This is a genomic window from Escherichia sp. HH26CH (assembly GCF_009820205.1).
Lineage (GTDB): Bacteria > Pseudomonadota > Gammaproteobacteria > Enterobacterales > Enterobacteriaceae > Escherichia > Escherichia coli_F.
Genome location: NZ_VNXM01000012.1, coordinates 364,429 through 388,614 on the forward strand (window position 1 = coordinate 364,429; position 24,186 = coordinate 388,614).

Here is a 24,186-nt window from a genome sequence, read left to right on the forward strand (position 1 = left end):
GCGAAACTCACCTGCATAATGATGAGCAATTTCAGCGGTTTTTAACAGGCCGATTCTGCCCTTAATTCTGATGGGCGTGTTAGAAAAAAATGTGGTACAACAACTCAGGCAACACGCAAACGATTTACTCGTCGTATTTCAAATTGCATGTGCTGCGGCTACGTTCGTTCACCCCAGTCACTTACTTTGTAAGCTCCTGGAGTTCACTCGCTTGCCGCCTTCCTGCAACTCGAAATCCATAGAGTAAACAAACATCACCTTTCAGTGCGCTATTAGCAGCCTGAAAGAACAGTGTATCGTTCTACATCACAGACCGCAGGAAAGGGTCAATATAATGATTCCACAGATTTCCCAGGCACCCGGCGTCGTTCAATTGGTGCTTAATTTTTTGCAAGAGCTGGAGCAACAGGGTTTTACTGGCGATACGGCGACAAGTTATGCCGATCGTCTGACAATGTCGACCGACAACAGTATTTACCAACTTCTCCCCGATGCAGTGGTATTTCCGCGTTCGACCGCAGATGTGGCGCTGATCGCCCGTCTTGCCGCGCAGGAACGCTATTCATCGCTGATCTTTACCCCGCGAGGTGGTGGCACCGGCACTAACGGTCAGGCGCTCAACCAGGGGATTATTGTTGATATGTCCCGCCATATGAACCGCATCATCGAAATTAACCCTGAAGAGGGGTGGGTGCGCGTGGAAGCTGGGGTGATAAAAGATCAACTCAATCAGTATTTGAAACCATTCGGCTACTTTTTTGCGCCAGAACTTTCGACCAGCAATCGCGCAACGCTCGGCGGGATGATCAATACCGATGCATCCGGGCAGGGATCGCTGGTCTATGGGAAAACATCAGATCACGTGCTTGGCGTACGCGCGGTGTTGTTGGGAGGCGATATTCTCGATACCCAGCCTTTGCCTGTTGAACTGGCGGAAACGCTGGGTAAATCCAATACTACAATCGGGCGAATTTATAACACGGTTTATCAACGTTGCCGTCAGCAACGCCAGTTAATTATCGATAAATTCCCCAAACTTAACCGTTTTCTGACGGGTTACGATCTGCGTCATGTCTTTAACGATGAGATGACTGAGTTCGACCTGACGCGCATTCTGACGGGTTCAGAAGGGACGCTGGCCTTTATTACCGAAGCGCGGCTGGATATTACGCGCTTGCCTAAAGTGCGCCGTCTGGTGAACGTCAAATATGATTCTTTTGACTCCGCCCTGCGTAACGCACCGTTTATGGTCGAAGCGCGCGCGCTTTCGGTAGAGACGGTAGACTCAAAAGTGCTGAATTTGGCGCGGGAAGATATCGTCTGGCATTCCGTCAGTGAGCTGATTACCGATGTACCTGACAAACAGATGCTCGGGCTGAACATTGTTGAATTTGCCGGAGACGATGAAGCACTTATCGATCAGCAGGTGAATGCGCTCTGTGCGCGGCTGGATGAACTTATCGCCAGCCAGCAAGCAGGTGTGATCGGCTGGCAGGTGTGCCGTGAGCTGGCTGGCGTTGAACGTATCTATGCAATGCGCAAAAAAGCCGTTGGCCTGCTTGGCAATGCTAAAGGTGCCGCCAAGCCAATTCCATTTGCTGAAGATACCTGCGTACCGCCGGAACATCTGGCGGATTATATTGCTGAATTCCGCGCACTGCTCGACAGCCACGGCTTAAGCTACGGTATGTTCGGTCATGTCGACGCAGGCGTCTTACACGTCCGTCCGGCGCTGGATATGTGCGATCCACAACAAGAGATTTTGATGAAGCAAATCTCTGATGATGTAGTGGCGTTGACTGCGAAATACGGTGGTTTGTTGTGGGGCGAACATGGTAAAGGTTTTCGTGCCGAATACAGCCCGGCGTTTTTTGGAGAGGAACTTTACGGCGAATTACGTAAAGTCAAAGCGGCATTTGATCCACAAAACCGGCTCAACCCAGGGAAAATTTGCCCACCGGAAGGTATCGACGCGCCGATGATGAAAGTGGACGCGGTGAAGCGTGGCACATATGACCGGCAGATCCCCATCGCGGTACGCCAGCAGTGGCGTGGTGCAATGGAGTGTAACGGCAACGGTTTATGCTTCAACTTTGATGCCCGCAGTCCGATGTGCCCGTCGATGAAGATTACCCAGAACCGGATTCATTCACCGAAAGGGCGCGCAACGCTGGTGCGTGAATGGCTGCGTTTGTTGGCCGATCGCGGCGTTGACCCACTCAAACTGGAACAGGAACTGCCTGAATCCGGTGTCAGTCTGCGGACGTTAATTGCCCGTACGCGTAATAGCTGGCATGCGAATAAAGGCGAATATGATTTCTCGCACGAAGTGAAAGAGGCGATGTCGGGCTGCCTGGCCTGTAAAGCGTGTTCGACTCAGTGCCCCATCAAAATTGATGTGCCGGAGTTTCGCTCTCGTTTTCTGCAGCTCTATCACACCCGTTATTTACGCCCGCTGCGCGACCACCTCGTCGCCACGGTCGAGAGCTACGCACCGCTGATGGCTCGTGCACCGAAGACTTTTAACTTCTTCATTAACCAGCCGCTGGTGCGCAAACTCTCGGAAAAACATATCGGCATGGTTGATTTGCCACTGCTGTCGGTTCCCTCGCTACAACAACAAATGGTGGGACATCGCTCGGCAAACATGACGCTGGAACAGCTTGAAGCTCTCAATGCAGAGCAGAAAGCGCGCACGGTGTTGGTGGTGCAGGACCCCTTTACCAGCTATTACGATGCGCAAGTGGTGGCGGATTTTGTCCGTCTGGTCGAAAAATTAGGTTTCCAGCCCGTGTTACTGCCATTTTCGCCGAATGGCAAAGCCCAGCATATCAAAGGCTTTCTTAATCGTTTTGCGAAGACGGCGAAAAAAACGGCGGATTTTCTCAACCGAATGGCGAAATTGGGAATGCCAATGGTGGGCGTCGATCCAGCGCTGGTACTTTGTTATCGCGATGAATATAAACTGGCGCTGGGCGAGGAACGTGGCGAGTTTAAGGTCTTACTGGCGAATGAATGGCTGGCAAGCGCACTTGAGTCACATCCAGTGGCTACAGTCAGCGGTGAATCATGGTATTTCTTTGGTCACTGTACCGAGGTTACCGCCTTGCCGGGCGCGCCAGCACAATGGGCGGCGATATTTGCCCGTTTTGGCGCGAAACTTGAAAATGTCAGCGTGGGTTGCTGCGGCATGGCAGGGACTTACGGACATGAAGCGAAAAATCATAAAAACTCGCTCGGGATCTATGAGTTATCCTGGCATCAGGCGATGCAGCGACTGCCGCGTAACCGCTGTCTGGCGACCGGATATTCCTGTCGCAGCCAGGTAAAACGGGTTGAAGGCACGGGGGTACGCCATCCTGTGCAGGCTTTACTGGAGATTATTAAATGATATGGAAACGAAAAATCACCCTGGAAGCACTGAATGCAATGGGTGAAGGAAACATGGTGGGGTTGCTGGATATTCGCTTTGAACATATTGGTGATGACACCCTTGAAGCGACAATGCCAGTAGACTCGCGGACAAAGCAGCCTTTCGGGTTGCTGCATGGAGGGGCGTCCGTGGTATTGGCCGAAAGTATCGGTTCCGTTGCCGGTTATTTATGTACCGAAGGTGAGCAAAAGGTGGTTGGTCTGGAAATCAATGCTAATCATGTTCGCTCGGCACGAGAAGGGCGGGTACGCGGCGTATGTAAACCGTTGCATCTCGGTTCACGTCATCAGGTTTGGCAGATAGAAATCTTCGATGAGAAAGGGCGTTTGTGCTGTTCGTCACGATTGACGACCGCTATTTTGTGACGTTGTCACCAGAAAAGTGTGACGCATATTGCTTTTGGTCATTATCTGCACAGTAAACGGTGGTATACTGTGCAGGTCTTGTCTAAAAGCGAGGATGCTATGTCTACTCAACTTGATCCCACCCAGCTGGCCATTGAATTTTTACGTCGTGACCAGAGCAATCTTTCACCTGCCCAATATCTCAAACGTCTGAAACAATTAGAACTTGAATTCGCTGACTTGCTTACTCTCTCTTCTGCTGAATTAAAAGAAGAAATCTACTTTGCCTGGCGTTTGGGCGTGCATTGATCCTGACGTAATGTCGCGACTTCGCCAAATCGGCCTGGATTAATCTTCGTCCAGGTTCGAGGGCCTTCTTAATACTGCTTATCTACCCGCCTGATAACGTTCAAAAATAATACAAATCGCAGTTTGTGCTAAAACAGCGGCTTAGCTTTATGAGACTATTCTTATCGCCCCTTCAAGAGCTAAGCCACTGTGAGTGCCGGAGATAAGCGCCGGATGGGGTAGAAACCCTTAAGCCTGTGATGCACAGACTTAAGGGTTTTCTTATTTCTGAACGCTGCACTTTTTTACCTATCTCTTAAATAGTCATTTTCAATACAACTTTTTCTTTTTCATCACAGCCTTAATGCTCCTAAGATAATAATCATTATCTAACAATGAGATACCTAATTCTTAGCGTGCCTGTTAACCCACACATCAGGGTCTATGCTTATTAAAAGCAGGCAAAAAGCATGTTTTACGGTAAAGCCCCTGCGTTTGCTGGGTTGAACTGATAATCATTATCACTAACATGCTGTTATACGCTGAAAGCGATGAAGTGAGGTAAATCGATGGACATGCATTCAGGAACCTTTAATCCACAGGATTTCGCCTGGCAGGGCTTAACGCTGACACCCGCTGCCGTGGTCCACATCCGTGAGCTGGTGGCAAAGCAGCCGGGTATGGTCGGCGTGCGCTTAGGCGTGAAGCAAACGGGCTGCGCGGGCTTTGGCTATATGCTCGACAGTGTTAGCGAGCCGGACAAAGACGATCTGCTGTTTGAACACGACGGCGCGAAGCTGTTTGTCCCGCTGCAAGCGATGCCGTTTATTGATGGCACGGAAGTCGATTTCGTTCGTGAAGGACTTAATCAGATATTCAAATTTCACAACCCGAAAGCCCAGAATGAATGTGGCTGTGGCGAAAGCTTTGGGGTATAGGCGGTACTATGTCTCGTAATACTGAAGCAACTGACGATGTCAAAACCTGGACCGGCGGCCCGCTGAATTATAAAGAAGGATTCTTCACCCAGTTAGCCACTGATGAACTGGCAAAGGGGATAAACGAAGAGGTGGTGCGCGCAATATCGGCGAAGCGTAATGAGCCGGAGTGGATGCTGGAGTTTCGTCTCAATGCCTATCGCGCATGGCTGGAGATGGAAGAGCCGCACTGGCTGAAAGCGCACTACGACAAGCTGAATTATCAGGATTACAGCTACTACTCAGCACCATCGTGCGGTAATTGTGACGACAACTGCGCGTCTGAACCCGGCGCGGTGCAGCAAACTGGCGCGAACGCCTTTTTAAGTAAAGAGGTGGAGGCGGCGTTTGAGCAGTTGGGCGTTCCCGTGCGGGAAGGCAAAGAAGTGGCAGTGGATGCCATTTTCGACTCTGTTTCGGTTGCCACCACTTATCGCGAAAAACTGGCGGAGCAGGGAATTATTTTCTGTTCCTTTGGCGAGGCGATCCACGATCACCCGGAACTGGTGCGTAAATATCTCGGCACCGTGGTGCCGGGGAATGACAACTTCTTTGCCGCGCTTAATGCGGCGGTGGCCTCTGACGGTACGTTTATTTATGTGCCTAAAGGCGTGTGCTGCCCGATGGAACTTTCCACCTATTTTCGTATTAACGCGGAAAAAACCGGGCAGTTTGAGCGCACCATTCTGGTGGCCGACGAAGACAGCTACGTCAGCTACATTGAAGGCTGTTCCGCTCCGGTGCGTGACAGCTATCAGTTACACGCGGCGGTGGTGGAAGTCATCATCCATAAAAACGCCGAGGTGAAATATTCCACGGTACAAAACTGGTTCCCTGGCGATAACAACACCGGCGGTATTCTCAACTTCGTCACCAAGCGTGCTTTGTGCGAAGGCGAAAACAGCAAAATGTCATGGACGCAATCAGAAACCGGGTCAGCGATTACGTGGAAATATCCCAGTTGCATTTTGCGCGGCGATAACTCCATCGGTGAGTTTTACTCAGTGGCACTGACCAGCGGTCATCAGCAGGCGGATACCGGCACCAAGATGATCCATATTGGTAAAAACACCAAATCGACCATCATCTCTAAAGGGATCTCAGCCGGACACAGCCAGAACAGTTATCGCGGCTTAGTGAAAATCATGCCGACGGCAACCAATGCACGTAACTTCACCCAGTGCGACTCAATGCTGATAGGCGCTAATTGTGGGGCGCATACTTTCCCGTATGTCGAATGTCGCAATAACAGCGCGCAACTGGAGCACGAGGCAACGACATCACGTATTGGTGAAGATCAACTGTTTTACTGCCTGCAACGTGGGATCAGCGAAGAAGACGCCATCTCGATGATTGTTAACGGTTTCTGCAAAGACGTGTTCTCAGAACTGCCGCTGGAATTTGCCGTTGAAGCACAAAAACTCCTCGCCATCAGTCTTGAACACAGCGTCGGATAAGGAATAAACATGTTAAGTATTAAAGATTTACACGTCAGCGTGGAAGATAAAGCTATCCTGCGTGGGTTAAGCCTCGACGTTCGTCCCGGCGAAGTTCACGCCATTATGGGGCCAAACGGTTCTGGCAAAAGTACCTTATCGGCAACGCTTGCTGGGCGAGAAGATTATGAGGTGACGGGCGGCACGGTTGAGTTCAAAGGCAAAGATTTGCTTGCGCTGTCGCCGGAAGATCGTGCAGGTGAAGGCATCTTTATGGCCTTCCAGTATCCGGTGGAAATTCCCGGCGTCAGTAACCAGTTTTTCCTGCAAACGGCACTTAATGCGGTGCGCAGCTATCGCGGCCAGGAAACGCTCGACCGCTTTGATTTTCAGGATTTGATGGAAGAGAAAATCGCTCTCCTGAAAATGCCGGAGGATTTATTAACCCGTTCGGTAAATGTTGGTTTTTCCGGCGGCGAGAAAAAGCGCAACGATATTTTGCAAATGGCGGTGCTGGAACCGGAGTTATGCATTCTTGATGAGTCGGACTCCGGGCTGGATATTGACGCATTAAAAGTGGTTGCCGATGGCGTGAACTCGCTGCGTGACGGCAAGCGTTCATTCATCATTGTTACGCACTACCAACGCATTCTCGACTACATCAAGCCTGATTACGTCCATGTGCTGTATCAGGGACGAATTGTGAAATCCGGCGATTTCACGTTGGTCAAACAACTGGAGGAGCAGGGTTATGGCTGGCTTACCGAACAGCAGTAACGTGCTGCAACAGTGGCATCATTTGTTTGAAGCCGAGGGTGCAAAACGCTCCCCGCAAGCACAGCAGCATTTACAACAATTGCTGCGTACCGGACTGCCGACACGCAAACATGAGCACTGGAAATATACGCCGCTGGAAGGGCTGACCAATAGCCAGTTTGTCAGCATTGCGGGAGAGATATCCCCACAGCAGCGAGATGCCTTAGCGTTAACGTTAGACGCTGTGCGGCTGGTGTTTGTCGATGGACGTTACGTGCCCGCGCTGAGCGATGCAACTGAAGGCAGCGGATATGAAGTGAGCATTAACGATGACCGCCAGGGGTTACCCGACGCTATTCAGACGGAAGTGTTTCTGCATTTGACGGAAAGCCTGGCGCAAAGCGTGACGCATATTGCTGTGAAGCGCGGTCAACGACCGACAAAGCCATTGCTGTTAATGCATATCACCCAGGGCGTGGCAGGTGAAGAGGTGAACACAGCTCATTACCGGCATCATCTGGATCTGGCGGAAGGTGCCGAAGCGACGGTGATTGAGCATTTTGTCAGCCTTAATGACGCTCGTCATTTCACCGGAGCGCGCTTTACCATCAATGTCGCAGCGAACGCCCACTTGCAGCATATCAAGCTGGCGTTTGAAAACCCGGTCAGTCACCACTTTGCCCATAACGATTTGTTGCTGGCTGACGATGCCACTGCATTTAGCCACAGTTTCCTGCTTGGTGGCGCAGTATTACGACACAACACCAGTACGCAACTCAATGGCGAAAACAGCACGCTGCGGATCAATAGTCTGGTGATGCCGGTGAAAAACGAGGTGTGTGATACCCGTACCTGGCTGGAACACAATAAAGGTTTTTGTAACAGCCGACAGTTGCACAAAACTATCGTCAGCGACAAAGGCCGCGCGGTATTTAACGGTTTGATCAACGTCGCGCAGCACGCCATCAAAACGGATGGTCAGATGACCAACAATAATTTGCTGATGGGCAAACTGGCGGAAGTGGATACGAAACCGCAGCTGGAAATCTATGCAGATGATGTGAAATGCAGCCACGGTGCGACGGTGGGGCGTATTGATGATGAACAAATGTTCTATCTGCGCTCGCGCGGGATCAATCGGCAAGATGCCCAGCAGATGATCATTTACGCCTTTGCTGCCGAACTGACGGAAGCACTGCGTGATGAGGAGCTTAAACAGCTGGTGCTGGCCAGAATCGGTCAACGGCTGCCGGGAGGTGCAAGATGACTTTTTCCGTTGATAAGGTGCGAGCCGATTTTCCGGTGCTTTCTCGTGAGGTAAACGGTTTGCCGCTGGCTTATCTCGACAGCGCCGCCAGTGCGCAGAAACCAAGCCAGGTGATTGACGCCGAGGCCGAGTTTTATCGTCATGGCTACGCGGCGGTGCATCGCGGTATTCATACCTTAAGCGCCCAGGCGACCGAGAAAATGGAGAACGTGCGCAAGCGTGCTTCGCTGTTTATCAATGCCCGTTCCGCGGAAGAATTGGTGTTTGTCCGCGGCACCACGGAAGGCATTAACCTGGTCGCCAATAGCTGGGGCAACAGCAACGTGCGAGCGGGCGATAACATCATCATCAGCCAGATGGAGCACCACGCTAACATTGTTCCCTGGCAAATGCTTTGCGCGCGAGTGGGTGCAGAGCTGCGTGTGATTCCTCTCAACCCCGACGGTACGTTGCAGCGGGAGACACTGCCTAATCTGTTCGATGAGAAAACTCGCCTGCTGGCAATTACCCATGTTTCCAACGTGCTGGGAACGGAAAATCCGCTGGCAGAGATGATCACGCTTGCGCATCAGTATGGTGCAAAAGTGCTGGTGGATGGCGCTCAGGCGGTGATGCATCATCCGGTGGACGTTCAGGCGCTGGATTGCGATTTTTACGTGTTCTCCGGGCATAAACTGTATGGCCCCACTGGAATTGGCATTCTTTATGTCAAAGAAGCCTTGTTGCAGGAGATGCCGCCGTGGGAAGGGGGCGGTTCTATGATCGCCACCGTCAGCCTGAGTGAAGGGACTACCTGGACCAAAGCACCATGGCGGTTTGAAGCCGGCACACCCAATACCGGAGGCATCATTGGTCTTGGCGCGGCGCTGGAGTATGTGTCGGCGCTGGGGCTAAATAATATAGCCGAGTATGAACAGAATCTGATGCACTACGCGCTATCACAGCTGGAATCTGTACCGGATCTCACTCTCTATGGTCCCCAGAACAGACTTGGTGTTATTGCTTTTAATCTTGGTAAACACCACGCCTATGATGTTGGTAGTTTTCTCGATAATTACGGCATTGCTGTGCGTACCGGACATCACTGCGCTATGCCATTAATGGCCTATTACAACGTTCCTGCCATGTGTCGGGCGTCGCTGGCTATGTATAACACCCATGAAGAAGTGGATCGTCTGGTGACCGGCCTGCAACGTATTCACCGTCTGCTGGGATAACAGGGAGGCACTATGGCTTTATTGCCGGATAAAGAAAAATTGCTGCGTAATTTTTTACGCTGCGCCAACTGGGAAGAGAAATATCTCTACATTATTGAGCTGGGCCAGCGTCTGCCAGAATTACACGACGAAGACAGAAGCCCGCAAAATAGCATCCAGGGCTGCCAGAGTCAGGTATGGATTGTGATGCGTCAAAATGCGCAGGGAATTATTGAATTACAGGGCGACAGCGATGCGGCCATTGTGAAAGGGCTTATTGCGGTCGTCTTTATTCTTTACGATCAAATGACACCGCAGGATATTGTCAATTTCGATGTGCGCCCGTGGTTTGAAAAAATGGCGCTCACCCAACATCTCACCCCATCACGCTCACAAGGTCTGGAAGCGATGATTCGCGCAATTCGCGCCAAAGCCGCTGCACTTAGCTAAACTAAAGGGACAGCTTTCATCCGGTGGACTCACATTGCCGGGTGGTCAATGTTTACACTGGCCTGCACAGGAGTGTTTTGGTTTCAGGTGAACATAAGCGCCATCCGACGTTTCAGCGTGAGTCTCCGGCAAATACAGGAGGTTTACAATGAAACGCGCGTCTTTGCTTACACTCACGCTTATCGGCGCTTTTAGCGCCATTCAGGCTGCCTGGGCGGTTGATTATCCGCTACCACCAACCGGAAGCCGACTGGTTGGGCAAAATCAAACGTATACGGTGCAAGAAGGGGATAAAAACCTTCAGGCCATCGCCCGACGTTTTGATACTGCGGCAATGTTGATACTTGAAGCCAATAACACTATCGCTCCGGTGCCAAAACCCGGTACGACGATAACGATTCCTTCGCAACTGTTATTGCCTGATGCGCCGCGTCAGGGGATTATCGTTAACCTTGCAGAGCTGCGCCTTTATTATTATCCGCCGGGAGAAAATATCGTGCAGGTCTATCCGATAGGTATTGGATTGCAGGGGCTGGAAACGCCGGTGATGGAAACGCGTGTGGGGCAGAAAATCCCTAATCCAACCTGGACGCCAACGGCGGGCATTCGTCAGCGTTCGCTGGAGCGTGGCATTAAATTACCGCCCGTCGTTCCTGCCGGGCCAAATAACCCGCTAGGACGTTACGCACTGCGCCTCGCGCATGGTAATGGCGAATACCTCATTCATGGCACCAGTGCGCCGGACAGCGTCGGTTTGCGCGTCAGTTCAGGGTGTATTCGCATGAATGCACCGGATATTAAAGCCTTGTTCTCCAGCGTGCGGACGGGAACGCCGGTGAAAGTGATCAACGAACCGGTGAAATATTCTGTGGAGCCTAACGGGATGCGTTATGTGGAAGTGCATCGACCACTATCAGCAGAAGAACAGCAGAACGTTCAGACAATGCCTTACACACTGCCAGCAGGCTTCACGCAATTTAAAGATAATAAGGCTGTAGACCAGAAGTTAGTCGATAAAGCGTTGTATCGTCGGGCAGGGTATCCAGTTGCCGTGAGCACTGGCGCAACGCCTGTAGCCAGCAATGCGCCTTCAGTAGATTCAGCGCAGAATGGTGAACCAGAGCAAGGGAATATGTTACGCGCGACGCAGTAGCGGTAAATGGCAGGCAAAAAAATGGCGCACAATGTGCGCCATTTTTCACTTCACAGGTACTATTACTTGCGGTATTTAGTAGCCATGTTGTCCAGACGCTGGTTAGCACGAGCTGCGTCATCTTTAGCAGCCTGAACGTCGGAACGCATTGCGTTCACGTCGTTGCTCAGCTGGTCAACTTTAGCGTTCAGAGTCTGAACGTCAGAAGACAGCTGATCGATTTTAGCGTTGCTGGAGCAACCTGCCAGCAGAGTAGAACCCAGGATTACCGCGCCCAGTACCAGTTTAGTAGCTTTCATTATTAATACCCTCTAGATTGAGTTAATCTCCATGTAGCGTTACAAGTATTACACAAAGTTTTTTATGTTGAGAATATTTTTTTGATGGGAAGGCACTTATTTTTGATCGTTCGCTCAAAGAAGCATCGAACGCTGGGTTTTAGATAAAAAAATTGAGAGAAAACAGGACGCTTCCATCGGATTCATCTTAGATAAAGTGGGATTATATAGTGAAATCCGATTTGATTTTTTATTGCTTCTGGTTATCGATTAAATAAAAAAAGCGCCCATCAGGGCGCTTCGATATACAAATTAATTCACAAAAGCAATATTACAGGACGTGAACAGATGCGGTGTTAGTAGTGCCGCTCGGTACCAGTGCACCAGAAACCATAACTACGACGTCACCTTTGTGTGCCAGACCGCTCTGCAGAGCCAGTTCTTTACCCAGACGGTAGAAATCATCAGTAGAAGTGATCTCTTTAACCAGCTGCGGCACAACGCCTTTGCTCAATACCAACTGATGAGCCGTTTTTTCGTTGGTGGTCAGTGCCAGGATGGTGGCATCTGGGAAGTATTTACGTACTGCACGAGCAGATTTACCGCCCTGGGTAGCAACCACGATCAGCGGAGCATCCAGTTTTTCAGCAGTTTCAACCGCGCCACGGCATACTGCTTCGGTAATGCGCAGTTTACGGTTGTCATTGTTGAACTCGAGACGGCTGTTCATCACGCGGTCGGTACGTTCGCAGATGGTCGCCATGATAGAAACCGCTTCCAGCGGGTATTTACCTTTTGCGGATTCACCAGACAGCATTACTGCGTCAGTACCGTCGAGGATGGCGTTCGCAACGTCACCGGCTTCTGCGCGAGTCGGGCGTGGGTTTTTGATCATTGAATCGAGCATCTGGGTCGCAGTGATAACGACTTTACGTGCACGGATACATTTTTCGATCATCATCTTCTGGGCGAAGATAACTTCTTCAACCGGGATCTCAACGCCCAGGTCGCCACGCGCAACCATGATGCCGTCGGAGGCTTCGAGGATTTCGTCGAAGTTGTTCAGGCCTTCCTGGTTTTCGATTTTGGAGATGATTTGGATGTTTTCACCACCGTGTGCTTTCAGATGCTCACGGATTTCGATAACGTCAGAACGCTTACGAATAAAGGAAGCAGCAACAAAGTCTACGCCTTGTTCGCAACCAAAGATCAGGTCCTGTTTGTCTTTTTCAGCCAGTGCTGGCAGGGCAATGGAAACGCCTGGCAGGTTCACACCTTTGTTTTCGCCCAGGTCGCCGTTGTTCAGCACTTTACAGATAACTTTGTTACCTTCAATGGCGGTAACTTCCATACCGATCAGACCATCGTCAACCAGTACGGTGTTGCCAACAGACAGGTCGGTAGTGAAACCTTCATACGTTACCGCAACCATTTCGCTGTTGCCGATAACAGATTTATCAGTGGTGAAAGTAAAGGTCTGACCGGCTTTCAGAGAAACGTCGTTACCGCCTTCCAGTTTCATAGTGCGGATTTCTGGACCTTTGGTATCAAGCAGGATAGCGGCAGTTTTACCGGTTTTGCTCATCACGTTGCGCAGATTCTGAATGCGCTGACCGTGTTCTGCATAGTCACCATGAGAGAAGTTCAGACGCATAACGTTCATGCCAGCGTCCAGCATTTTAGCTAACATCTCTTCAGATTCGGTTTTCGGTCCGATGGTGCAAACAATTTTGGTCTTTTTCATGACAGTCTTAGTCTTTAAGTTGAGAAGGATGGGAGAAACTTGCTTTCTGGTCGCACTGCCGGAAAGCGAATTCGGTATTACGAAAGTGGTGGTGCCTCGCTCTAAGGATAGGTGACATCGAAAAAGCGTGCAGAGGAATGTGTGCTTGTGTCTCAGCCCAACGTGAGTGCCTGTTTTTGAGTCGTTGAGTTCTACAGTCCAAAGTGCTGAAACCATTCAAGAGTCAATTGGCGCGCATTATACGCTGAAATTAATCCAAAAGGAAAACAAAAACAGCGTTTCAAAAAATATACAACTCGTTAGACAATAAATTGTTATCAAAGATTTAACGTTCCAGGGAAAACGTTACGCAAAAACTTCGCTGTTTGCGCAACGTCTGGAGTCAGCTTTGTCAGTGTGATGACGAGTGAAAATTCATTAGGTGTACAAATACATCATCGCTAAATTGCTTCAGTGAAAATAATTTATCGCGTTATTTGTCTGATTTTGTTTGGTTTTTGTTTAATTGGTTAGATTGATATATGCTGATAGTTGGCATGATAAATAGGTATAAAGAATGGGAAACCGGACAAAAGAGGATGAACTGTACCGAGAAATGTGCAGAGTTGTCGGTAAAGTTGTGCTGGAAATGCGCGATCTGGGGCAGGAACCAAAGCATATCGTTATCGCAGGCGTATTACGTACAGCATTAGCCAATAAACGCATTCAGCGCAGTGAGCTGGAAAAGCAGGCGATGGAAACCGTCATTAACGCACTGGTTAAATGACCATTCAGGATGAGGCGGTAAGCTTCATCCTGATATTTTTAGTTCAGTTGCGAGTCAGTTAATTTTTGTAAATGACGACTTCTGAAATTATACGAATTTCGATATGTTTTTTAATTTATAGCGGCAATATTATTTTTATTTTCTGCTATGAATGTCACAAATAATTGTCGGATCAGTTAAATTCATTTCAAATGATAATAAATATCACTTCACTTATATTTTTTTTCTTTGTGTTTTTAATTGATAACGATCAATGTTAAGAGTTCGGAATAATCACATTATTTTTTCTCCTAACCATAAAGGATTAGTTTATTAGCGTTAAATCTTTTCTCATACACTATCGGGTTAGGGAAAATATCTGGTGTTGGGGACAGAGTCAGCAGCGTATTAGTTGAATGCTTAATATCAGGCTGCTGAATTGTCAGCACTGTGTTTGCGAAGAGGATGCGAAATAAATGAACCCGGTTGATCGTCCACTATTAGATATTGGCTTAACGCGATTAGAATTCTTGCGTATATCAGGAAAAGGCCTTGCTGGTCTAACAATTGCCCCTGCGTTACTGTCACTTTTGGGTTGCAAACAGGAAGATATTGATAGCGGCACAGTAGGGTTGATAAATACACCCAAAGGGGTGCTGGTGACCCAACGTGCGCGATGCACGGGTTGCCACCGCTGTGAAATCTCTTGTACCAACTTCAACGATGGCTCAGTAGGGACATTCTTCTCCCGTATCAAAATCCATCGCAATTATTTCTTTGGCGATAACGGGGTTGGCTCTGGTGGCGGCCTGTATGGCGATCTCAACTATACCGCGGACACCTGCCGTCAATGCAAAGAACCGCAATGCATGAATGTCTGCCCGATTGGTGCGATTACCTGGCAACAGGAAGAAGGCTGTATTACCGTCGATCATAAACGTTGTATTGGTTGTAGCGCCTGTACGACGGCATGCCCGTGGATGATGGCCACCGTAAATACCGAAAGTAAAAAATCCTCGAAATGTGTGTTATGCGGTGAATGCGCAAACGCCTGCCCAACAGGGGCGTTAAAAATTATCGAGTGGAAAGATATTACTGTGTGAATCTTGCAAAGGAAAAAATCATGGCTAACGGTTGGACAGGTAATATATTAAGAGTCAATCTCACGACAGGAAATATTACCCTCGAAGATTCCAGTAAGTTTAAAAGTTTTGTCGGTGGTATGGGCTTCGGCTACAAAATTATGTATGACGAAGTACCGCCAGGCACGAAACCTTTCGATGAAGCGAATAAATTAGTCTTTGCTACCGGCCCATTAACTGGATCTGGTGCCCCCTGCAGTTCTCGCGTAAATATCACCTCACTTTCTACTTTTACCAAAGGAAATTTAGTCGTCGATGCCCATATGGGGGGCTTTTTTGCAGCGCAAATGAAATTCGCTGGATACGACGTCATTATTATCGAAGGGAAAGCGAAAGCACCGGTATGGCTGAATATTAAAGATGACAAAGTTAGCCTGGAAAAAGCCGATTTCTTATGGGGAAAAGGGACGCGCGCAACTACGGAAGAGATTTGTCGATTGACCAGCCCTGAAACCTGTGTGGCGGCTATTGGTCAGGCTGGGGAAAACCTTGTTCCTCTCTCTGGCATGTTGAATAGCCGTAACCACAGCGGTGGTGCGGGAACTGGCGCAATAATGGGTTCGAAAAACCTGAAAGCGATTGCGGTTGAAGGGACGAAAGGGGTCAACATTGCCGATCGTCAGGAGATGAAGCGTCTCAACGATTACATGATGACCGAGCTTATCGGTGCGAATAATAACCATGTCGTGCCAAGTACGCCGCAATCGTGGGCAGAGTACTCAGATCCCAAATCACGTTGGACAGCTCGTAAAGGGCTGTTTTGGGGCGCGGCAGAAGGCGGTCCGATTGAAACGGGTGAAATTCCGCCAGGTAATCAGAACACGGTCGGCTTTCGTACCTATAAATCCGTTTTTGATTTAGGTCCGGCGGCAGAGAAATACACAGTAAAAATGAGCGGCTGCCACTCTTGCCCGATCCGTTGTATGACCCAAATGAATATTCCTCGGGTGAAAGAGTTTGGCGTGCCCAGCACAGGTGGTAACACTTGTGTTGCAAACTTTGTCCATACCACCATCTTCCCGAACGGTCCGAAAGATTTTGAAGATAAAGACGATGGTCGTGTGATTGGTAACCTGGTTGGTTTGAATCTGTTCGATGACTACGGCCTATGGTGTAACTATGGTCAGCTGCATCGCGACTTTACCTATTGTTACAGCAAAGGGGTGTTCAAGCGTGTTCTGCCTGCTGAAGAGTATGCGGAAATTCGCTGGGATCAACTGGAAGCGGGTGACGTTAACTTCATTAAAGATTTTTACTACCGTCTGGCGCATCGTGTGGGTGAGCTGAGTCACCTGGCTGATGGTTCATATGCTATCGCAGAACGCTGGAATTTGGGTGAAGAGTACTGGGGCTACGCGAAAAATAAACTCTGGTCGCCGTTTGGCTATCCAGTTCACCACGCCAATGAAGCGTCAGCGCAGGTCGGCTCCATTGTTAACTGTATGTTCAACCGTGACTGCATGACGCATACCCATATCAACTTCATTGGTTCCGGTTTGCCATTGAAACTGCAACGTGAAGTGGCGAAAGAGCTTTTTGGTTCTGAAGATGCTTACGATGAAACCAAAAACTACACGCCAATCAATGACGCAAAAATTAAATATGCTAAGTGGTCGCTGTTGCGGGTCTGTTTGCATAACGCCGTCACCCTGTGCAACTGGGTCTGGCCAATGACCGTTTCGCCGCTGAAAAGCCGTAATTATCGGGGCGATCTGGCGCTTGAAGCCAAATTCTTCAAAGCGATCACTGGCGAAGATATGACTCAGGAAAAATTAGATTTAGCTGCAGAGCGTATCTTTACGTTGCATCGCGCCTACACGGTAAAACTGATGCAAACCAAAGATATGCGTAATGAACACGATCTTATCTGTTCCTGGGTATTCGACAAGGATCCGCAGATCCCGGTCTTTACTGAAGGTACTGACAAAATGGATCGTGACGATATGCATGCTTCGCTCACGATGTTCTACAAAGAAATGGGCTGGGACCCACAGCTTGGTTGTCCGACCCGCGAAACATTGCAGCGTCTGGGGCTGGAAGATATTGCCGCCGATCTGGCAGCACACAATCTACTGCCTGCGTAAGGAATGGGTGAGATGAACCATCAGGATGTCTTGCCGTTAGCGGAAGTCAGCGAAATTGACGAGGCGAAGCGGCAATGGTTGCAGGGGATGCGCCACTCCGTTGATACGGTAAGTGAAGACATCACAGAACCAGAACCTGCTGAAATCCTGGCAGAGTTCATTCGCCAGCATTCTGCGGCTGGGCAGCTGGTGGCGCGCGCCGTGTTTCTCTCGCCACCCTATTCGGTTGCAGAAGAGGAACTGTCAGTTTTGCTGGAAAACATTAAGCAGAACGGAGACTACGCGGATATCGCGTGTATGACGGGAAGCCAGGATGATTACTATTACTCAACGCAGGCCATGAGTGAAAACTACGCGGCGATGTCTTTGCAAGTTGTGGAGCAGGACATTTGTCGCGCTATTGCACACGCCGTTCGTTTTGAGTGCCAGACGTATCCTCGTCCTTACAAAGTCGCCATGCTGATGCAAGCGCCATATTACTTCCAGGAAGCGCAGATTGAAGCCGCGATCGCCGCGATGGATGTTGCACCTGAATATGCCGATATACGGCAGGTGGAGTCATCGACGGCGGTGTTGTACTTGTTTAGCGAGCGATTTATGACCTATGGCAAAGCTTATGGCTTATGCGAATGGTTCGAGGTAGAGCAGTTTCAGAACCCCTGAAATTTCAGGGAGATGTCATGGATAGGGTGGACAGTTGCAGCCACTGCATTAGGGGATAATCAGATGTCCTTCACTCGACGCAAATTTGTTCTGGGGATGGGAACAGTAATCTTTTTTACTGGTTCTGCGTCTTCTCTGTTAGCGAACACGAGGCAAGAAAAGGAAGTTCGGTATGCCATGATTCATGACGAGTCACGGTGCAATGGCTGTAATATTTGCGCCCGCGCATGCCGTAAAACTAACCACGTCCCCGCTCAGGGAAGCCGTTTATCGATAGCACACATACCGGTCACCGATAACGACAACGAAACGCAGTATCACTTTTTTCGCCAGTCATGCCAGCACTGTGAAGATGCTCCTTGCATCGACGTTTGCCCAACAGGAGCGTCATGGCGTGATATGCAGGGGATCGTGCGGGTAGAAAAATCGCAGTGCATCGGCTGCAGTTATTGCATTGGCGCTTGCCCGTACCAGGTTCGCTACCTTAACCCTGTCACTAAAGTTGCAGATAAATGTGATTTCTGCGCTGAGTCCCGACTGGCAAAAGGCTTTCCACCCATCTGCGTCAGCGCCTGTCCGGAACACGCATTGATCTTTGGTCGCGAAGATAGCCCAGAAATTCAGGCGTGGTTGCAGGAAAATAAATACTATCAATATCAGCTACCTGGTGCCGGGAAACCGCATCTGTATCGCCGATTCGGTCAACATTTGATTAAAAAGGAAAATGTATGAACCCGTCGCAACATGCTGAACAGTTTCAGAGCCAGTTGGCGAACTATGTGCCACAGTTCACTCCCGAATTTTGGCCGGTGTGGTTGATCATTGCCGGACTATTGCTGGTTGGGATGTGGTTGGTGCTGGGGCTGCATGCCTTGCTTCGTGCTCGTGGCGTGAAGAAATCAGCCACCGATCATGGTGAGAAGATTTATCTTTACAGCAAAGCGGTCAGATTATGGCACTGGTCGAATGCGTTACTCTTTGTATTGTTGCTGGCAAGTGGGCTGATAAATCACTTTGCGCTGGTGGGAGCAACTGCGGTTAAAAGTCTGGTTGCGGTGCATGAAGTTTGCGGATTTTTGTTACTGGCATGCTGGCTCGGCTTTGTTCTGATCAATGCCGTTGGGGGTAATGGTCACCACTATCGCATTCGTCGTCAGGGTTGGCTGGAGCGAGCGGCAAAACAAACGCGATTTTATTTGTTTGGCATTATGCAGGGGGAAGAACATCCTTTCCCGGCAACAACACAGTCTAAATTTAATCCCTTACAGCAGGTCGCCTATGTTGGTGTCATGTATGGATTGCTGCCGTTGTTACTATTGACGGGGCTGCTGTGTCTCTATCCGCAAGCCGTGGGAGATGTGTTTCCTGGCGTAAGATACTGGTTATTGCAGGCGCATTTTGCTCTGGCATTTATAAGCCTCTTTTTTATCTTCGGTCATCTTTATCTTTGCACCACGGGGCGTACGACACACGAAACCTTTAAAAGCATGGTCGATGGCTATCACCGGCACTAACGAATGATCATTACACGAGCAGACCTGCGAGAATGGCGTATCGGAGCGGTGATGTATCGCTGGTTCCTGCGCCATTTCCCACGCGGCGGTAGTTATGCCGATATTCATCATGCACTGATTGAGGAAGGATATACGGACTGGGCGGAGAGTCTGGTTGAGTATGCGTGGAAAAAATGGCTGGCGGATGAAAACTTCGCGCATCAGGAAGTTTCTTCTATGCAAAAACTGGCCATAGATCCCGGAGAGAGACCATTTTGCAGTCAGTTTGCCCGCAGCGACGATCATGCTCGCATCGGCTGTTGTGAGGATAATGCCAGAATCGCAACTGCTGGGTATGCCGCGCAAATTGCCAGTATGGGTTATAGCGTGCGGATTGGAAGTGTCGGCTTTAACAGTCACATTGGCAGCTCCGGTGAACGCGCACGGGTTGCTGTAACCGGTAATTCTTCGCGGATAAGCAGCGCTGGAGATAGTAGTCGGATTGCGAATACCGGAATGCGAGTACGCGTTTGCACATTGGGTGAACGGTGTCATGTCGCCAGTAATGGTGACCTGGTGCAAATCGCCAGCTTTGGCGCAAACGCCAGAATTGCCAACAGCGGCGACAATGTACACATCATTGCCAGCGGTGAAGATTCAACAATAGTGAGCACGGGCGTGGTCGACTCAATTATTCTAGGGCCAGGGGGAAGCGCCGCACTGGCATATCATGACGGCGAAAGAGTTCGCTTCGCCGTCGCCATTGAAGGTGAAAACAATATTCGAGCCGGAGTCCGCTATCGCCTTAATGAACAGCATCAGTTTGTTGAGTGCTGATAGCTTTACATTTGATCAAACGAAAGACGCCGACGAGCACGGGATGCAGGCTTTACGACCGCCTGAGCCATCGCCTCACCAATTTCTGCACATGCCGTAAGTCCCTGTACGAATGGCCGGTCGTGCATCAACCAGGGCAACGCGCCGAATGCTACGTGCCCACGAATTTCTTCGGGTTGCTGTAACGTATAATCTTCGCCAACATCCGGGATTTCATCCCCTGTTTTCTGTAATTGTTCGCGTAGTCCAGGGAAAGGAATATCTTTCACTTTAAGCGGACGCTGCCCGCGGGCATCAATAAAAACGTCAAACGAGTAGCTATCGTCTTCCGTTTTCAGGACGGTGCGCGACTCATTAATTTCCATTTCGTAGTCTTCACCGAGGGCGAGAATATGAATGATTCCCGCTTCACGTAAGGCCAGTAGTCGACGAATAGACTCTGAAGGGATTGCCGCATAATTATCGATGAAAACCCGGGCAAGGCCTTTACTGAACCGTTTATGGTCGTGTTCATTCAGATGAGGAACAATTTCCTGTACGGCTTCATGCAGGCGCAGAATGACATAACGCCAGGGAACAGTATGTTTTTCTCGTTTATTGCGTTCGACTTCCTGGAGATTTTTTTCTGCCCAGTCGAATGGGTCGCGTTGTTTGCGCTCGGCAAACCAGGCTTGAGCAAAGGAATCGACATTCAGGCTCTCTAAGGCTATGCGTTGGCTCCAGTCTGGATCAGCAAATTTGATTTCCTCTACTATTAATTCGAATACTCGATCCAAAAGGCCCTCTTCGCCTTTTTGAATCTCCGCATTTAATGCCTGTTCAGTGACGATGTGTAAGGGCTCGTAGGGAATAGGGCAATAGAAATCGGCTTCCGGTAAAATACCCGTGCGTGACATTAGCGTAATACTTAGCTTTTCACTTGTGTTATTGAGTTGATAAATAACATGTTGTTTATCATCTTCAATAAATGAACCATGTTGAATAGCCACTGCCATTGCCGCATCCAGTCCGCTCAAGGATGTTCCCATAATACCCACGTTACACGCATCGACCTTTGCTTCCATCAGGCCTGACCACGGGCTGGGAAAATACGTTCTGGTTGCTTCTTCTTCATCAGGCCAGACGTGACCCGTCGCGATCACCGCTAAATCAAACGTCTCGCTGGGTAAATCCTGATTTGTAGCGAGCATGACGCCAGCATTTATAATTTGCAGATCGGTAACCTGGCATGATTCATAAACAGCCACTGCAAATTTTTGCTGTCGTGCCTGGTCTACTAATCGTAAAAATTGATCGCGGAAATATTCGCCCAGCAGAATTCGCGGTAAAAACTGGCGATCGTGCAAGGTTTCTTTTTTAACGCCATAACGCTGGAGATGGCTGGCTTCTTGCTTTTGTAGCCATTCGAGATATGTACAATAAATCGGCGGTATTTCAATACTGGCAATATTTGCCAGCATCAGTTTTGAGTTTTCCTCATCACTGTATGGCATCCCGACACCGGCTTCGTCAGCCTGCTCGAAGATAGAAATAGAAAGTGGAGTTTGTTGCTGTAGAAGCGAGAATAAGGTGTAGATCCCCGTAGGCCCGGCACCCACAATAGCAATTTTTTTCATTGTTACTTACCTGTACGCATTCTTTCGAATTTAGTGTTATCAGATAAGTTTGGTTGAAATTTTTAGAATTTGAGAAATTTCAGACAGGGATGAAAAGGGCGCTAACCGCCCTTGGTTAAAATCTGTCAGGCGAGTTTTGCCTGATTGATTTGACTCAGTGGCTCATTGACATCGAAAACTTTGGCGACAACTTCCTCAACGCCGAGATTTTTCAGTCGGGCAGTATGTTTTTCCAGATAGGCAAGGGCGCTTTTTTCATCAGTGAAAAGGTAGATCCCACCGGCTTCGTGGTTCTTTTCACTTTCTGTCCATACCTTCCACAGAAAACCAGGTTCCTGATTAATCGACTCAGCAAGCGGTTTAAGCTGCTCAGCCATTGCGTCGCCAAATGGGCCATTAAAAGCAAAATGAAGTTGTAACAAAGTTGCCATAGCGATTCTCCTTCTGATAACGCATACGAAGACAGTGTAAATCTTTTAACGTATTGGATACAGAGAAGAAACAGAGGGAAAAAGGAGAAGACCAGATTAAGAAAATCTGGTGCGTCCGAGTGGACTCGAACCACCGACCCCCACCATGTCAAGGTGGTGCTCTAACCAACTGAGCTACGGACGCAGGATGGTGCGTTCAATTGGACTCGAACCAACGACCCCCACCATGTCAAGGTGGTGCTCTAACCAACTGAGCTATGAACGCAACGTTGTAGGTGACAACGGGGACGAATATTAGCGGCAGAGTGGGAAGGTGGCAAGAGGCAAAACGTAATTTTCTGCGGTATTTCGACCGTTTGCAGAGCTTTTAAGCAAATTGGCTATATTTTGTTGATTTGCAAGGGCGATTTTTATTCAGGATCGCATTTACATCTGACACAACCCAATAATCTGTGTATCAGAGTTTAAACAGAGTTGTTTGCCACCATCTCAAAATCTGTCGTGGATAAATCCTCCGTAGCCTTTACACTTATGTAGCAATAAAGGCACACAGATGCAGCAAAGGAATAAATCATGGGATCTGATGCGAAAAACTTGATGAGCGACGGGAACGTGCAAATTGTTAAGACCGGCGAGGTCATTGGCGCGACGCAACTTACTGAAGGTGAGTTAATTGTTGAAGCTGGCGCAAGAGCCGAAAATACCGTGGTCACGGGGGCCGGTTGGTTGAAAGTGGCAACCGGTGGGATCGCCAAATGCACACAGTACGGCAACAATGGCACGCTATCGGTCAGTGACGGTGCCATTGCCACAGATATTGTTCAGTCAGAGGGAGGCGCAATTAGTCTCTCTACGCTCGCTACGGTTAATGGCCGCCATCCCGAAGGTGAATTTAGCGTTGATCAGGGTTATGCCTGCGGTTTGTTGCTGGAAAATGGCGGTAACCTGCGTGTACTGGAAGGCCATCGCGCGGAAAAAATCATTCTCGATCAAGAGGGCGGCCTGTTGGTCAATGGGACAACCTCAGCGGTCGTGGTAGATGAAGGTGGTGAATTGTTGGTGTATCCAGGTGGGGAAGCCAGCAATTGTGAGATTAATCAGGGCGGCGTTTTTATGCTGGCGGGGAAAGCCAGTGATACATTGCTTGCTGGTGGCACCATGAATAATCTCGGTGGTGAAGACTCTGACACTATTGTTGAGAATGGATCCACTTATCGTCTGGGGACGGATGGTCTTCAGCTCTACAGTTCCGGTAAGACGCAAAACTTGTCCGTTAATGTAGGTGGTCGGGCTGAAGTGCATGCTGGTACGCTGGAAAACGCGGTAATACAAGGTGGGACAGTGATCTTGTTGTCACCCACCAGCGCGGACGAAAATTTTGTCGTAGAGGAAGATCGCGCACCGGTTGAACTGACCGGGAGTGTTGCATTACTGGACGGCGCTTCAATGATTATTGGCTATGGCGCAGATCTGCAACAATCAACGATTACTGTACAGCAGGGCGGCGTGTTGATTCTCGATGGCAGCACGGTAAAAGGTGACAACGTCACTTTAAATGTGGGCAACATTAATCTCGATGGCGGGAAAGTGTGGTTGATCACTTCTGCGGCAACGCATGTGCAACTGAAAGTTAAACGCCTGCGCGGAGAGGGAACGATTTGCCTGCAAACCAGTGCGAAAGAAATTTCACCTGACTTCATCAATGTGAAAGGGGAAGTTACCGGTGATATACACGTTGAGATAACAGATGCCAGTCGGCAAACTTTGTGTAACGCACTGAAATTACAGCCAGACGAAGACGGGATTGGCGCAACGCTCCAGCCTGCGTAAAAACACAGGCGCAACCCGTGAAG

General features: G+C 49.3%; 23 protein-coding genes and 2 tRNA genes. 18 read left to right on the forward strand and 7 right to left on the reverse strand.

Features of this window, described 5'->3' with window-relative positions; translation table 11 throughout:
- The first annotated feature begins 334 nt into the window (after positions 1–334).
- The 10 genes from ydiJ to ldtE all read left to right on the forward strand — a co-directional run bounded on the left by ydiJ (position 335) and on the right by ldtE (position 11,300).
- On the forward strand, positions 335–3,391 hold the full coding sequence (ydiJ, locus tag FQ015_RS03805) for a D-2-hydroxyglutarate dehydrogenase YdiJ (protein WP_039021246.1): 3,057 nt from the start codon (positions 335–337) through the stop codon (positions 3,389–3,391).
- Complete coding sequence (gene menI, locus FQ015_RS03810) at positions 3,388–3,798, forward strand: 1,4-dihydroxy-2-naphthoyl-CoA hydrolase (RefSeq protein WP_000637986.1); 411 nt, start codon at positions 3,388–3,390, stop codon at positions 3,796–3,798. The genes ydiJ and menI overlap by 4 nt, the downstream gene beginning before the upstream one ends.
- 99 nt (positions 3,799–3,897) lie before the next feature.
- Positions 3,898–4,086 (forward strand): YdiH family protein, encoded by a 189-nt coding sequence (locus tag FQ015_RS03815; RefSeq protein ID WP_001296104.1) that lies wholly within the window; start codon positions 3,898–3,900, stop codon positions 4,084–4,086.
- A 548-nt stretch (positions 4,087–4,634) separates the two neighbouring features.
- On the forward strand, positions 4,635–5,003 hold the full coding sequence (gene sufA / locus FQ015_RS03820; RefSeq protein ID WP_039021247.1) for a Fe-S cluster assembly scaffold SufA: 369 nt from the start codon (positions 4,635–4,637) through the stop codon (positions 5,001–5,003).
- A gap of 8 nt (positions 5,004–5,011) precedes the next feature.
- Positions 5,012–6,499: a Fe-S cluster assembly protein SufB gene (gene sufB / locus FQ015_RS03825; protein WP_160523726.1), complete on the forward strand. Its 1,488-nt coding sequence runs from the start codon at positions 5,012–5,014 to the stop codon at positions 6,497–6,499.
- A 9-nt stretch (positions 6,500–6,508) separates the two neighbouring features.
- Entirely contained in the window at positions 6,509–7,255 is a 747-nt protein-coding gene (gene sufC / locus FQ015_RS03830; RefSeq protein WP_000948872.1) for a Fe-S cluster assembly ATPase SufC, read from the forward strand.
- The gene (gene sufD / locus FQ015_RS03835) at positions 7,230–8,501 is read left to right on the forward strand and encodes a Fe-S cluster assembly protein SufD (RefSeq protein ID WP_160523727.1); all 1,272 of its coding nucleotides are present in this window, start codon (positions 7,230–7,232) and stop codon (positions 8,499–8,501) included. The genes sufC and sufD overlap by 26 nt, the downstream gene beginning before the upstream one ends.
- Positions 8,498–9,718, forward strand: coding sequence for a cysteine desulfurase SufS (sufS, locus tag FQ015_RS03840; protein WP_105271105.1), 1,221 nt, complete (start codon positions 8,498–8,500; stop codon positions 9,716–9,718). The genes sufD and sufS overlap by 4 nt, the downstream gene beginning before the upstream one ends.
- Before the next feature lie 12 nt (positions 9,719–9,730).
- Entirely contained in the window at positions 9,731–10,147 is a 417-nt protein-coding gene (gene sufE / locus FQ015_RS03845; RefSeq protein WP_104919708.1) for a cysteine desulfuration protein SufE, read from the forward strand.
- 148 nt (positions 10,148–10,295) lie between these two features.
- Positions 10,296–11,300 (forward strand): L,D-transpeptidase LdtE, encoded by a 1,005-nt coding sequence (gene ldtE, locus FQ015_RS03850; RefSeq protein ID WP_000817100.1) that lies wholly within the window; start codon positions 10,296–10,298, stop codon positions 11,298–11,300.
- 62 nt (positions 11,301–11,362) lie between these two features.
- On the opposite strand, the gene lpp is transcribed toward ldtE, so the two are convergent.
- The 3 genes from lpp to ynhH form a co-directional block, all read right to left on the reverse strand.
- Complete coding sequence (gene lpp / locus FQ015_RS03855) at positions 11,363–11,599, reverse strand: murein lipoprotein Lpp (protein ID WP_000648420.1); 237 nt, start codon at positions 11,597–11,599, stop codon at positions 11,363–11,365.
- A 310-nt stretch (positions 11,600–11,909) separates the two neighbouring features.
- Positions 11,910–13,322: a pyruvate kinase PykF gene (pykF, locus tag FQ015_RS03860; RefSeq protein WP_000751442.1), complete on the reverse strand. Its 1,413-nt coding sequence runs from the start codon at positions 13,320–13,322 to the stop codon at positions 11,910–11,912.
- Positions 13,323–13,329: 7 nt separating this feature from the next.
- The gene (gene ynhH / locus FQ015_RS24495; protein WP_248793860.1) at positions 13,330–13,524 is read right to left on the reverse strand and encodes a protein YnhH; all 195 of its coding nucleotides are present in this window, start codon (positions 13,522–13,524) and stop codon (positions 13,330–13,332) included.
- A gap of 354 nt (positions 13,525–13,878) precedes the next feature.
- Between ynhH and fumD the strand changes: the two genes are divergently transcribed.
- The 7 genes from fumD (at position 13,879) to ydhT (ending at position 20,286) form a co-directional block, all read left to right on the forward strand.
- Complete coding sequence (gene fumD, locus FQ015_RS03865; protein WP_000528342.1) at positions 13,879–14,088, forward strand: fumarate hydratase FumD; 210 nt, start codon at positions 13,879–13,881, stop codon at positions 14,086–14,088.
- A gap of 455 nt (positions 14,089–14,543) precedes the next feature.
- Positions 14,544–15,170 (forward strand): ferredoxin-like protein, encoded by a 627-nt coding sequence (locus FQ015_RS03870; RefSeq protein WP_001070227.1) that lies wholly within the window; start codon positions 14,544–14,546, stop codon positions 15,168–15,170.
- Positions 15,171–15,190: 20 nt separating this feature from the next.
- Entirely contained in the window at positions 15,191–17,293 is a 2,103-nt protein-coding gene (locus FQ015_RS03875; RefSeq protein ID WP_001273493.1) for an aldehyde ferredoxin oxidoreductase, read from the forward strand.
- A 12-nt stretch (positions 17,294–17,305) separates the two neighbouring features.
- Entirely contained in the window at positions 17,306–17,956 is a 651-nt protein-coding gene (locus FQ015_RS03880) for a YdhW family putative oxidoreductase system protein (RefSeq protein WP_160523728.1), read from the forward strand.
- A 63-nt stretch (positions 17,957–18,019) separates the two neighbouring features.
- Entirely contained in the window at positions 18,020–18,688 is a 669-nt protein-coding gene (locus FQ015_RS03885; RefSeq protein WP_050486602.1) for a 4Fe-4S dicluster domain-containing protein, read from the forward strand.
- A complete protein-coding gene (phsC, locus tag FQ015_RS03890) occupies positions 18,685–19,470 on the forward strand; it encodes a thiosulfate reductase cytochrome B subunit (protein ID WP_160523729.1) in 786 nt (261 codons plus the stop codon). Before FQ015_RS03885 ends, phsC begins: the two co-directional genes overlap by 4 nt.
- 3 nt (positions 19,471–19,473) lie before the next feature.
- On the forward strand, positions 19,474–20,286 hold the full coding sequence (ydhT, locus tag FQ015_RS03895; RefSeq protein ID WP_032184329.1) for a protein YdhT: 813 nt from the start codon (positions 19,474–19,476) through the stop codon (positions 20,284–20,286).
- Between the two features lie 5 nt (positions 20,287–20,291).
- Here the strand turns inward: ydhT and FQ015_RS03900 are convergent, their stop codons facing one another.
- The 4 genes from FQ015_RS03900 to FQ015_RS03915 all read right to left on the reverse strand — a co-directional run bounded on the left by FQ015_RS03900 (position 20,292) and on the right by FQ015_RS03915 (position 22,598).
- Positions 20,292–21,902 carry an FAD-NAD(P)-binding protein gene (locus tag FQ015_RS03900; RefSeq protein WP_160523730.1) on the reverse strand — a complete coding sequence of 537 codons (1,611 nt, stop codon included), beginning with the start codon at positions 21,900–21,902 and terminating at the stop codon, positions 20,292–20,294.
- A 125-nt stretch (positions 21,903–22,027) separates the two neighbouring features.
- The gene (locus FQ015_RS03905) at positions 22,028–22,333 is read right to left on the reverse strand and encodes a monooxygenase (RefSeq protein WP_000212657.1); all 306 of its coding nucleotides are present in this window, start codon (positions 22,331–22,333) and stop codon (positions 22,028–22,030) included.
- Positions 22,334–22,440: 107 nt separating this feature from the next.
- Positions 22,441–22,517: transfer RNA gene (locus FQ015_RS03910), tRNA-Val, on the reverse strand.
- A gap of 4 nt (positions 22,518–22,521) precedes the next feature.
- Positions 22,522–22,598 (reverse strand) — tRNA-Val (locus FQ015_RS03915).
- Between the two features lie 308 nt (positions 22,599–22,906).
- Here FQ015_RS03915 and FQ015_RS03920 point away from each other — a divergent pair.
- Positions 22,907–24,163 (forward strand): AIDA repeat-containing protein, encoded by a 1,257-nt coding sequence (locus tag FQ015_RS03920; protein WP_160523731.1) that lies wholly within the window; start codon positions 22,907–22,909, stop codon positions 24,161–24,163.
- The last annotated feature ends 23 nt before the right edge of the window (positions 24,164–24,186 follow it).